Origin of the sequence: Streptomyces sp. NBC_00510 (assembly GCA_036013505.1) — a bacterium.
Classification (GTDB): domain Bacteria; phylum Actinomycetota; class Actinomycetes; order Streptomycetales; family Streptomycetaceae; genus Actinacidiphila.
This window is the reverse complement of the sequence record CP107851.1, coordinates 4836916-4848590: the sequence shown is the minus strand read 5'-3', so window position 1 is coordinate 4848590 and position 11675 is coordinate 4836916. Positions and strand designations below refer to the sequence as shown.

General features: G+C 72.6%; 10 protein-coding genes. 3 read left to right on the top strand and 7 right to left on the bottom strand.

What is annotated here, in order from left to right:
• Positions 1-81: 81 nt before the first annotated feature.
• Positions 82-756 (bottom strand): Crp/Fnr family transcriptional regulator, encoded by a 675-nt coding sequence (locus tag OG937_21735; protein ID WUD74125.1) that lies wholly within the window; start codon positions 754-756, stop codon positions 82-84.
• Positions 757-1010: 254 nt separating this feature from the next.
• Here OG937_21735 and nth point away from each other — a divergent pair, with 254 nt between their 5' ends.
• Genes nth through OG937_21720 form a run of 3 tightly spaced genes read left to right on the top strand, consistent with a single transcriptional unit; the run spans position 1011 to position 3734 of the window.
• Positions 1011-1832: an endonuclease III gene (gene nth, locus OG937_21730; GenBank protein ID WUD74124.1), complete on the top strand. Its 822-nt coding sequence runs from the start codon at positions 1011-1013 to the stop codon at positions 1830-1832.
• Entirely contained in the window at positions 1829-2509 is a 681-nt protein-coding gene (locus OG937_21725) for a CoA pyrophosphatase (protein ID WUD74123.1), read from the top strand. Before nth ends, OG937_21725 begins: the two co-directional genes overlap by 4 nt.
• 22 nt (positions 2510-2531) lie before the next feature.
• Positions 2532-3734, top strand: coding sequence for a MarP family serine protease (locus OG937_21720; GenBank protein WUD74122.1), 1203 nt, complete (start codon positions 2532-2534; stop codon positions 3732-3734).
• A 41-nt stretch (positions 3735-3775) separates the two neighbouring features.
• Here the strand turns inward: OG937_21720 and OG937_21715 are convergent, their stop codons facing one another.
• The 6 genes from OG937_21715 to OG937_21690 form a co-directional block, all read right to left on the bottom strand.
• A complete protein-coding gene (locus OG937_21715; protein ID WUD74121.1) occupies positions 3776-3958 on the bottom strand; it encodes a hypothetical protein in 183 nt (60 codons plus the stop codon).
• Positions 3959-4052: 94 nt separating this feature from the next.
• Positions 4053-4976, bottom strand: coding sequence for an alpha/beta hydrolase (locus tag OG937_21710; GenBank protein ID WUD74120.1), 924 nt, complete (start codon positions 4974-4976; stop codon positions 4053-4055).
• Positions 4977-4988: 12 nt separating this feature from the next.
• Positions 4989-5471, bottom strand: coding sequence for a phage holin family protein (locus tag OG937_21705; protein ID WUD74119.1), 483 nt, complete (start codon positions 5469-5471; stop codon positions 4989-4991).
• A gap of 52 nt (positions 5472-5523) precedes the next feature.
• Positions 5524-6891, bottom strand: a complete 1368-nt coding sequence (nhaA, locus tag OG937_21700) for a Na+/H+ antiporter NhaA (protein WUD78837.1) — start codon at positions 6889-6891, stop codon at positions 5524-5526.
• A gap of 280 nt (positions 6892-7171) precedes the next feature.
• Positions 7172-9175, bottom strand: a complete 2004-nt coding sequence (acs, locus tag OG937_21695) for an acetate--CoA ligase (GenBank protein WUD74118.1) — start codon at positions 9173-9175, stop codon at positions 7172-7174.
• Positions 9176-9324: 149 nt separating this feature from the next.
• On the bottom strand, positions 9325-11619 hold the full coding sequence (locus tag OG937_21690) for a SulP family inorganic anion transporter (protein WUD74117.1): 2295 nt from the start codon (positions 11617-11619) through the stop codon (positions 9325-9327).
• Positions 11620-11675 lie beyond the last annotated feature (56 nt).

Genomic DNA, 11675 nt, shown 5'->3' with positions numbered 1-11675 from the left:
CCCCGCGCCCCGCGGACGCTGCAGGAGACGCCGAAGGGGCGCCCACCTCCGGGTGGGCGCCCCTTCGTACGCGTACGGGCGTCAGCGCGAGCGCTTCGCCAGCCGCTCGACGTCCAGCAGGATGACCGCCCGCGCCTCCAGGCGCAGCCAGCCGCGGCCCGCGAAGTCGGCGAGGGCCTTGTTGACGGTCTCGCGGGAGGCGCCCACCAGCTGGGCGAGCTCCTCCTGCGTGAGGTCGTGGACGACGTGGATGCCCTCCTCGGACTGCACGCCGAAGCGGCGCGACAGGTCCAGCAGCGCCTTGGCGACGCGGCCCGGGACGTCGGAGAAGACCAGGTCGGACATGACGTCGTTGGTGCGGCGCAGGCGCCGGGCGACGGCGCGCAGCAGCGCGGTGGAGACCTCGGGGCGGGCGTTGAGCCACGGCTGCAGGTCGCCGTGGCCGAGGCCGAGGAGCTTGACCTCGGTCAGCGCGGTGGCGGTGGCGGTGCGCGGGCCGGGGTCGAAGAGCGACAGCTCACCGATCAGCTCGCCGGGGCCGACGACGGCGAGCATGTTCTCGCGGCCGTCGGGGGAGGTGCGGTGCAGCTTCACCTTGCCCTCGGTGACGACGTACAGCCGGTCCCCGGGTTCCCCCTCGTGGAACAGCGAGTCGCCACGCGCGAGCGTGACCTCCGTCATGGAGGCGCGCAGTTCAGCGGCCTGCTCATCGTCGAGCGCCGCGAAAAGCGGTGCGCGCCGCAGAACGTCGTCCACGAGCTCTCTCCTTGTCGACATCGCTGGGTCGGTCCCCATCATGCCCGACAGCAAAACAGTGCGATCAATCACAAGTCTGTCTTATGTGCTCGTGTGATTGTGCTCCGGGGGTCCGTTTGGGGGCCGGATCACGGCTCTCCAGGGCGATTGTCGGTGGTGAGGCTTAGGCTGGCCGGGTGTCCGATACGCCAAGTGCGCAGAAGAAACGGCAGGGTGGCGGGGCCGGGAGGGTGACCGCCGCCGCGGATTCCGCTGTGAGCGAACAGCCCGCCCGGGCGACGCCCGGCGGCCGCGCGCGGGCGTCCGGCAAGCCCGAGTCGCGGCTCGCGATGGTCCGCAGGGCCCGGCGGATCAACCGCGAGCTCGCCGAGGTGTACCCGTACGCCCACCCCGAGCTCGACTTCGAGAACCCCTTCCAGTTGCTCGTCGCCACGGTGCTCTCGGCCCAGACGACCGACCTGAGGGTCAACCAGACCACCCCCGCGCTGTTCGCGAAGTACCCGACGCCGGAGGACCTGGCGGCCGCCGACCCGGAGGAGCTGGAGCAGATCCTCCGTCCCACCGGCTTCTTCCGCGCCAAGGCGCGGGCGCTGCTCGGTCTGTCGGCGGCGCTCCGTGACACCTTCGGCGGCGAGGTGCCCGGCCGGCTGGAGGACCTGGTCACGCTGCCCGGCGTGGGCCGCAAGACGGCCAACGTGGTGCTCGGCAACGCCTTCGGCGTCCCCGGCCTCACCGTGGACACCCACTTCCAGCGGCTGGTCCACCGTTTCGGCTGGACCGGCGCGAAGGAGCCGGAGAAGATCGAGCAGGACATCATGGCGATCTTCCCGAAGAGCGAGTGGACGATGCTCTCGCACCGTCTGATCTTCCACGGCCGCCGGATGTGCCACGCCCGCCGCCCCGCCTGCGGCGTCTGCCCGATCGCGCCGCTGTGCCCGTCGTACGGCGAGGGCGAGACGGATCCGGAGAAGGCGAAGAAGCTGCTGAAGTACGAGATGGGCGGTGGCCCGGGGCAGCGGCTCAAGCCGCCGCCGGGATTCCCGGGCACGGCGGCGCCGCCGCTGGAGGTGGAGTGACGCAGGCACGACCCGACATCGAGGACGTCACGGTCGACCGCGAGGGGCTGCCGTCCTGGCTCGGCCCGGTGGTCCGCGCGGTCGACGGCGTACGGCCCGAGCAGCTCAGCCGCTTCCTGCCGCCGCCGAGCGGCGGCCGTCCCTCCGCCGTCCTCATCCTCCTCGGCGCGGGCGCCGAGGGGCCCGAGCTGCTCCTGATGGAGCGGGCGGCCTCCCTGCGCTCGCACGCGGGGCAGCCCTCCTTCCCGGGCGGCGCGCTCGACCCGGAGGACGGCGACCCGGAGGGCGAGGGGCCGCTGCGGGCGGCGCTGCGCGAGGCCTGGGAGGAGACCGGCCTCGACCCGTCGGGGGTGCAGGTCTTCGGGGTGCTTCCGCGGCTCTACATCCCGGTGAGCGATTTCGTCGTGACGCCGGTCCTCGGCTGGTGGCGTACGCCGTCCCCGGTGGGAGCGGTCGACCTGGCCGAGACCGCACGGGTGTTCACCGTCCCCGTGGCGGATCTCACCGATCCCGCCAACCGGGCCATGGTGACGCATCCCAGCGGCTTCCAGGGGCCCGCGTTCCTGGTGCGGGACGCCCTGGTGTGGGGTTTCACCGCGGGCCTGATCGACCGGATCCTCCACCACGCGGGCTGGGAACGACCCTGGGATCGTGCAAAGACGGTCCCGCTGGGTTGATCCTCCATGAGACGGTGTCCCGGTGAATGTGCTGGACATCGTGCTGCTGCTGGCCGCCGTGTGGTTCGCGGTCGTGGGCTACCGCCAGGGATTCATCGTCGGCGTGATGTCGGTGGTCGGATTCCTCGGCGGTGGTCTCGTCGCGGTCTACGTGCTGCCCGCGATCTGGAACGCGGTCACCGACAACGCGCAGCCCGGCACGGTGGCGGTCGTCGCGGCGGTGGTCCTGATCATCGTGTGCGCGTCGGTGGGCCAGGCCTTCACCACGCACCTCGGCAACAAGGTCCGTACGCACGTCAGCTGGTCACCGGCGCGGGCGATCGACGCCATCGGCGGCGCCCTGGTGAACGTCCTGGCGATGCTGTTGGTCGCCTGGCTCATCGGCTCCGCGCTCGCCACGACGACCACGCTGCCCAGCCTCGGCCGTGAGGTCCGCTCCTCCCGGGTGCTGCTGGGGGTGGCGCAGGTCGTGCCGCGCGAGGCCAACAACTGGTTCGCCGACTTCAGTTCGGTGCTCGCGCAGAACGGACTGCCGCAGGTCTTCTCGCCGTTCGGCAACGAGCCGATCACCGCCGTCCCCGCTCCCGACCCGGCGCTCGCCGAGAGCGCGGTCGTCGGCCGTGCGCGGCGCAGCATCGTCAAGGTCGTCGGCACCGCACCGAGCTGCGGCAAGGTGCTGGAGGGCACCGGCTTCGTCTTCGCGCCCCACCGGGTGATGACCAACGCCCACGTCGTCGGCGGCGTCGACAACCCGACCGTGCAGATCGGCGGCGAGGGCCGGGTGTACGACGGCAAGGTCGTGCTCTACGACTGGCAGCGCGACATCGCCGTCATCGACGTACCGTCCCTGGACGCGCCCGCGTTGTCCTTCAGCACCACCGACGCCGGGTCACGGGACGACGCCATCGTCGCCGGCTTCCCGGAGAACGGCGGCTTCGACGTGCGTGCCGCCCGGGTACGCGGCCGCATCCCCGCCTCGGGCCCGGACATCTACCACCGGGGCACCGTCGAGCGCGACGTCTACTCGCTGTACACGCTCGTCCGCCAGGGCAACTCCGGCGGACCGCTGCTCACCCCCGAGGGGCGGGTCTACGGCGTGGTGTTCGCCAAGTCCCTCGACGACGCGGACACCGGCTACGCCCTGACGGCCGACGAGGTCCAGCCGGACGTCCAGGCCGGGCGTACGGCGAACCGGCAGGTCGACACCCAGGGCTGTGCCCTGTAGGGCCTCCGGGGGAGCGGGCCGGTCGGCGAGGGGCCGGGCGGTCAGTCGCTGCGGGTATGCCTCAGCCGGGCGCCCACCCAGCGGGCGCGGCGCCTGAGGATGTGGGGAATGCCGAGGCGGGAGCCTCCGGACCGATGGTCCGGGGCCTGCGTCCCGGTGGTGACCCGCGCTCCGTTGGCGCGGCGGTCGCGTGACACGTCACGGTAGTCGTGCGTCCAGCCCATACCGAGCTGTCTGCCCGGGGTCCATGGTCGGTAACCGCCTGGCGCTCCATCAGTTGGCCTATGCGCCCGGCATTTGGCCGATCGTCATACTGGATTAACGGTCCGGTTCCGGGTCCTTGAGCCAGTTGACCAGCTCGGCCGAGAACACCGCCGGATCCTCCTCGTGGGGGAAGTGCCCCAGCCCGTCGAAGAGCCGCCAGCGGTACGGCGCCTCCACGTACTCCCCGCTGCCCGCGGCGTGCCGGGACCGCATCGCCGGGTCGAGCGAGCCGTGCAGGTGCAGCGTGGGCACCCGCACCGGACGCTTCATGCGGCGGTTGAACTGGAAGCCGTCCACCCGGGCCAGCGAGCGCACCATCCAGCGGTACGGCTCGATCGAGCAGTGCGCCGTCGACGGGATGAGCATCGCCCGGCGGTAGGCGTCGACCGTCCCGTCCTCCGGCAACCGGGGCCCCGACCAGTCCCGCAGCAGCCGTCCCACCAGCGCCGCGTCGTCCGCGACCAGCTGCCGCTCCGGGACGAACGGGCGCTGGAACCCCCACACGTAGCCGCCGGCCGCGCTGTGCCGCAGGTCCGTCAGCATCGCCGAGCGCCAGCGCCGCGGGTGCGGCATGGAGCACACCGCGAGCCGCCGGACGAGCTTGGGCCGCATCGCGGCCGCCGTCCAGGCCAGGTATCCGCCGAGGTCGTGCCCGACCAGCGCGGCGTCCGGCTCGCCGAGCGAGCGGATCACGCCGGTGACGTCGAGCGCCAGGTTCGCGGGGTCGTAGCCGCGCGGTGTGCGGTCGCTGCCGCCCACCCCGCGCAGGTCCATCGCGACCGCGCGGAAGCCCGCGTCGGCCAGCGCGGTCAGCTGGTGCCGCCAGGTCCACCAGAACTGCGGGAAGCCGTGCAGCAGCAGCACCAGGGGGCCGTCGCCGAGCTCGGCGATGTGGAAGCGGGCACCGTTCGCGGCGACGTCCCGGTGGGTCCAGGGCCCGTCGATGCGCACCACCGGGGACCTATCAGCGACCGTCATGCCCCGAGCGTGTCACACCTTGGCCTCCACCGTGGCCTCCGTCGTGCCGGAGGGGGCGCTCCGGGGGTGCGGCTTGACGCCCTGCAGCACCGCCGCGGTCTCCTTCGCCGAGGCGATGCTGCGCTCCGGCTTCTTGATCTTCTTGAACTTCGAGCGCGCCATCAGGCCCAGCAGACCGGCCAGCACCAGGTACGCCGCGCCGACGATGAGGAACGACCAGGCGAGGCCGAGCCCCAGGTTGTGGATGCCGTACGCCGCCGCGAAGCTGAGCACCGGCAGCGAGAAGAGGGCCAGGATGCCGGCGGCGCCCACCGCGCCGCCGCCGATGCCGGCGCGCTTCATGTCCTGCCGCAGCTCGGCCTTGGCGAGGGCGATCTCCTCGTGGACCAGTTCGGACAGGTCCGCCGTCGCCGAGGCGAAGAGATGGCCGAGGCTGCGGCTTCCGTTCGGGCTCACGGTCACCCCCACGTTCACGGGCTCGTCCGCTGGGCTCATCGGGTCCTCCGTCGTCGTCATGGTGCGTCAGTCGTCATACGGGGCATTCGGGTTACCCCCTGATCATGCCGGACTCATCCTCGCCGGTGTCCCCGGAGCGCGCCACTTCCGCGAGCCTGCGGTGCTCGGCGGCCTTCGCCTCGTGGATCGCGGCCATGCGCAGGTGGAACTCGGGGTCCGCCCACTCGTAGACGTCCGGTACGCCGTCCCGGTCCTCGTCGCGCTCCTCGTCCTGGCAGATGCGGCGGTACTTGTCGTTGCGGAGCTTGAGCAGCACCGCGGCGAGCACCGCCGAGGTGAACGAGCCGATCAGGACGGCCGCCTTGACCTCCTCGGTCAGCACCTGGTCGCCCTCGAAGGCCAGCTCGCCGATGAGCAGGGAGACCGTGAAGCCGATCCCGGCGAGCGTGGCGACGGCCAGGACGTCGGCCCAGGCCAGGTCGGGGTTGAGCTCCGCGCGGGTGAAGCGCGCCGCCAGCCATGTGCCGCCGAACACCCCGACCGCCTTGCCGACGACCAGTCCCAGCACCACGCCCAGCGTCTCGGGGCGGCCGAACACCTCGGCGAGCGTGCCGCCGGCGATCGGCACCCCGGCGGAGAAGAGCGCGAAGAGCGGCACCGCGATCCCGGCCGAGAGCGGCCGCACGAGGTGCTCGATCCGCTCTCCTGGGGACTGCTCCTCGCCCTCGCGCCGGTGGCAGCGCAGCATCAGGCCCATCGCGACACCCGCGATCGTGGCGTGCACCCCGCTGGCGTGCATCAGCGCCCAGTTGACCAGGGCGAGCGGCACGTACACGTACCAACCGCGCACCTCGCAGCGCAGCAGCACCCGGAACAGCACGAGCCCGGCGAGGGCCAGGGCCAGCGCGACGAGGTTGATGCCCGAGGTGAAGAAGACCGCGATGACCAGGATCGCGAAGAGGTCGTCGACGACCGCCAGCGTCAGCAGGAACGCGCGCAGTGCGGACGGCAGCGCGGTGCCGAGCACCGCCAGCACCGCCAGGGCGAACGCGATGTCGGTCGCCATCGGCACCGCCCAGCCCTGCAGGGAGCCGCCACCCGTGGCGTTGACCACCGCGTACACGACCGCGGGCACGGCCATGCCGCAGATCGCGGCGACGACGGGGAGCGCCGCCGCCGACGGACGGCGCAGTTCGCCCGTGACCAGTTCCCGTTTGAGTTCGATGCCGGCGACGAAGAAGAAGACCGTCAGCAGTCCGTCCGCGGCCCAGTGCCCCACCGACAGGTCCAGGTGCAGCGCCCCGGGCCCGAAGCTGAAGGCGACGGTGGACCGGTACGAGGCGCTCAGCGGGGTGTTCGCCCAGACCAGCGCGACGACGGCGGCCAGCAGCAGGATCACGCCGCCCACGGTCTCCGTCCGCAGCGCGTCGGCGACGTACTTCCGTTCGGGGAGGGACATCCGGCCCAGGAAGACCGAACGGCGGCGGTTGGTCGCGGTCACGGGGGGTGGACCTCCGGTCGGGCTCGGCATGGCTGATCACCTTGCCGACCAGACTTCCCGGCACGCCCCGATCCACTGTCGCGTTTCTTACGCGCCCGGCAGCTTATCGGGTCGGCGCCGGGGCCTCCGGCGTTTTTCACATTACGGACAATCGCCGGGCGTCGCAGGGGCCCCGCACCCCCGGGGAACGGCGAAGAGGCCCCCGGAGGGGCCTCTTCGGTGCGGTGACGGGGACCGGTCAGTCCTCGCTCGCGGCGCTCGGGAGCTTCGTCTGGATGAGGTCCATGACCGTGGAGTCCGTCAGGGTGGTGACGTCCCCCAGCTCCCGGTTCTCGGCGACGTCGCGCAGCAGACGCCGCATGATCTTGCCGGAACGGGTCTTCGGCAGCTCGGCCACCGTCAGGATCCGCTTCGGCTTGGCGATCGGGCCGAGCGTCTTGGCGACGTGGTCGCGCAGCTCGGCGATCAGCTCGTCGCCGTCCTCCGCCGCGGCGGTGCCGCGCAGGATCACGAAGGCGACGATGGCCTGGCCGGTGGTGGCGTCGGTGGCGCCGACCACGGCCGCCTCGGCGACCTTCGGGTGCGAGACGAGGGCCGACTCGACCTCGGTGGTCGAGATGTTGTGGCCCGAGACGAGCATGACGTCGTCGACCCGGCCGAGCAGCCAGATGTCGCCGTCCTCGTCCTTCTTGGCGCCGTCGCCGGCGAAGTAGCGGCCCTCGAAGCGGGACCAGTAGGTGTCGAGGTAGCGCTGGTCGTCTCCCCAGATGGTGCGGAGCATCGACGGCCACGGCTCGGTGAGGACGAGGTAGCCGCCGGAGCCGTTGGGCACCTCGTTGGCCTCGTCGTCCACGACGGTGGCGGAGATGCCGGGCAGCGCACGCTGCGCGGAGCCGGGCTTGGTCTCCGTCACGCCGGGCAGCGGGGAGATCATCATGGCGCCGGTCTCGGTCTGCCACCAGGTGTCCACGATCGGGCAGCGGCCGCCGCCGATGTGTTCGCGGTACCAGATCCACGCCTCGGGGTTGATCGGTTCGCCGACGCTGCCCAGGACGCGCAGCGAGGACAGGTCGAACTTGGCGGGGATGTCGTCGCCCCACTTCATGAAGGTGCGGATCGCCGTGGGGGCGGTGTAGAGGATCGTGACCCCGTACTTCTGGACGATCTCCCAGAAGCGGCCCTGGTGCGGGGTGTCCGGGGTGCCCTCGTACAGCACCTGGGTGGCGCCGTTGGCCAGCGGGCCGTAGACGATGTACGAGTGGCCGGTGACCCAGCCGACGTCGGCGGTGCACCAGTAGACGTCGGTCTGCGGCTTCAGGTCGAAGACCGCGTGGTGGGTGTAGGCGGCCTGCGTCAGGTAGCCGCCCGAGGTGTGCAGGATGCCCTTGGGCTTACCGGTGGTGCCGGAGGTGTAGAGGATGAAGAGCGGGTGCTCGGCCTCGAAGGCCTCCGGGGTGTGCTCCGCGGACTGCCGCTCGACGATCTCGTGCCACCACACGTCGCGGCCCTCGGTCCAGGCGACCTCCTGGCCGGTGCGGCGCACGACGAGCACCTTCCCCACGTCGGCGGAGCGGGCGACCGCGTCGTCCACGGCGGGCTTCAGCGCGGACGGCTTGCCGCGGCGGTAGCCGCCGTCGGCGGTGATGACCAGCTTGGCGTCGGCGTCGGCGATGCGGGCGGCCAGCGCGTCGGCCGAGAAGCCGCCGAAGACCACCGAGTGCGCGGCGCCGACGCGGGCGCAGGCCAGCATCGCCACGACGGTCTCGGGGATCATGGGCATGTAGATCGCGACCCGGTCGCCGGCCGTCACGCCCAGCTCGGTCAGGGCGTTCGCGGCGCGGCTCACCTCGTCCTTGAGCTCGGCGTAGGTGATGGCCCGGCCGTCACCGGGCTCGCCCTCGAAATGGAGCGCCACCCGGTCGCCGTTGCCGGCCTCGACGTGCCGGTCGACGCAGTTGTAGGCGACGTTCAGGGTGCCGTCGGCGAACCACTTCGCGAACGGCGGGTTGGACCAGTCCAGGGTCTCGGTCGGCTCCTTCGCCCAGGTCAGCCGGCGGGCCTGCGCCGCCCAGAAGCCCAGTCGGTCGTCACCGGCCTGCTGGTAGGCCTCCGCGGTCACATTGGCACCGGCCGCCAGCTCAGCGGGCGGAGCGAACCGGCGCTCCTCCTTCAAAAGGTTGGCCAGGCTCTCGTTGCTCACGCCGTGCTCCTTCGCAGGGTGTCCTTTTGTGTCCCAGGCCATAGCTCACCAGCCGGAGGGGCGGGATGACAAGGGCTCGCGACAAAAATTGGTTTAGACCTGTCGTGGTGGAGCACCCGCACACGGGTCCGGCCCGCCGGCAGGTGCGCGGCGGGCCGGGACGCGCGGGCCGCCCGGTGCGGGCGGCCCGCTCATACGGTGTCGAGCACCTCCGGCCGTACGGCGGCGAACGTGCCGGTCCCGGCGTCGAGGACGTAGGCCTGGGCCTCGGCGACGTGGAAGTACATGCCGTGCAGCTGGAGCGATCCCTCCGCCACCCGGCGGGCGACGCAGGCATGGGCCATCAGGTGGTCCAGCTGCTGCACCACGTTGACGAGGCAGAGCCGTTCGAGGTCGTCGGCCACCGGGCGGTCGGCGAGGGCGACCTCGCCGCGTCCGGGCCGGCCGGTCCGCTCCATCCGGGCGAGGCTCGGGCGGCCGTGCCGGAGCCAGCGGGCCAGCGGGGTCTGCGCCCCCGGCTCGTGGCCCGCCCCGCCCAGCAGCGCCTGCATGGCGCCGCACCCGGAGTGCCCGCACACGGTGATGCTGCCGACCTTCAGCACCTCCACCGCGTACTCGATGGCGGCGCCCACCGAGTCGCAGGAGGCGTCGCCGCCGGGCGGCGGCATCAGGTTGCCCACGTTGCGTACGGTGAACAGGTCACCGGGCCCGCTCGAGGTGATCATGCTGGTGACCAGGCGCGAGTCGGCGCAGGTGAGGAAGAGCTGGGTGGGCCGCTGCCCCTCGCGGGCGAGCCGCGCCAGCTCGTCCCTGACCAGTGGCGCCGTGTTGCGCTGGAAGGCGCTGAGCCCGCCCACCAGCTGCCCGGCGGCACCCGCCTCCGTACCCGGTTTGGTGCAGTGGTGGTTGCGCCACGGCGTCCAGGGGCGGCAGGCGTGCGCGCTCGACGGGACCGTGATCGGCGTCCCCGACCGGCCGGTGAGGGTCGCCCAGCCGCCACGCGCCCGGTGACCCTCGCACCAGTGCTGCAGCGACTCGTACGCCGCGTGGTCCATGAAGGAGCCGTCCAGGGTGATCACGGCGCTGGCGCCGTCCGGCACCTCCGCCAGTGCCCGGGTCAGCCGCGGCACCGCGAGGAAGGTCAACTGCCCGCGTACGTGCACCTGGTGGACGCCGGATTCCTCCGCCACCGTGATCCGGGTGTGCGTCAGCCGGCGCAGCGACAGGAAGACGGCCACGGCGATGCCGGTCAGGACCCCCTCCAGCACGCCGAGCAGCAGCACCGCGCCGAGCGTCGCCGCGTAGACCGGGAACTCCCGGTGCCGCTGCACGTGCTTGATGTGCGCGAAGCTCAGCATCTTCAGCCCGACCACCATGACCAGGGCGGCGAGGGCGGCGAGCGGGATGTGCTCCAGCAGCCCGGCCAGCAGCCCGGCGCACAGCAGCACCCACACCCCGTGCAGCGCCGTGGCCCGGCGCGTCCGTGCGCCCGCGGCCACGTTCGCCGAGCCGCGGATCGCGCCGCCGGCCACCGGCAGTCCGCCGAGCAGGCCCGAGACGACGTTGGACGCGCCCTGCCCGAGCAGCTCACGGTTGAGGCGGGCCGGGACGGTGTCCCCGGGCTTCCCGCGCCCGGAGCGCAGCTTGTCGATCGCCACCGCCGACAGCAGCGACTCCATGCTCGCGACCAGGGTGACGGTCAGGACGGCGGCGGCGATGCCGAGCACCGGCCCGTGCGGCAGCCCGGGGAGGGCCACCGCGTGCCAGGCGGGCAGGTCGACCCGCGGCACCACGATGGGCACGCCGACGGCGGTCGCCGCTGCGATGGCGGCGAGCGGCGCGGGGACCGTGCGCAGCGCCTTGCCGGCCCGCCCGGGCAGGCGCGGCCAGCCGACCAGCACGGTCACCGTCACCGCCGCGATCAGCAGCGCACCCGGATGCGGGGACGACAACTGCTGCGGCAGGGCGGCCAGGTTGGTGAGCGCCGAGCTGTCCGGGTGTGCGCCGAGCACGACATGGAACTGGGCGAGCGCGATGGCGGCGCCGATGCCCGCCAGCATGCCGTGCACGATCGCCGGGCTGACGGCGAGTGCCGCCCGGGCCACCCGCAGGGCGCCCAGGGCGAGTTGGGCGAGCCCGGCCAGCACCGTGATGGCGCACGTCGTGCGCCAGCCGTAGCGCTGGACGAGTTCGGCGGTGACCACCACCAGGCTGGTGGCGGCACCGCTGACCTGGAGCGGCGCACCGCCCATCAGTCCCGCGACGATGCCGCCGACCGCGGCGGCGATCAGCCCCGACTGCAGCGGGGCGCCGGTGGCCAGGGCGATGCCCAGCGACAGCGGGACGGCGATCAGGAAGACGGTGATCGAGGCCGACAGATCGTGCCGCCAGGCGGCGGTCCCGTCGTCGGCGCGGGGCGGTGGCGGTGGCAGGTCCTGCGGTGGGACCTGCGACTGCTGCATCTGTGGTTCGGGCGTGGGCTGCATGTTCCCGTCTCCTCCGGGGCGGCGCGGCTGCGTCCGGCTGGTGCGCGTACGCGGTC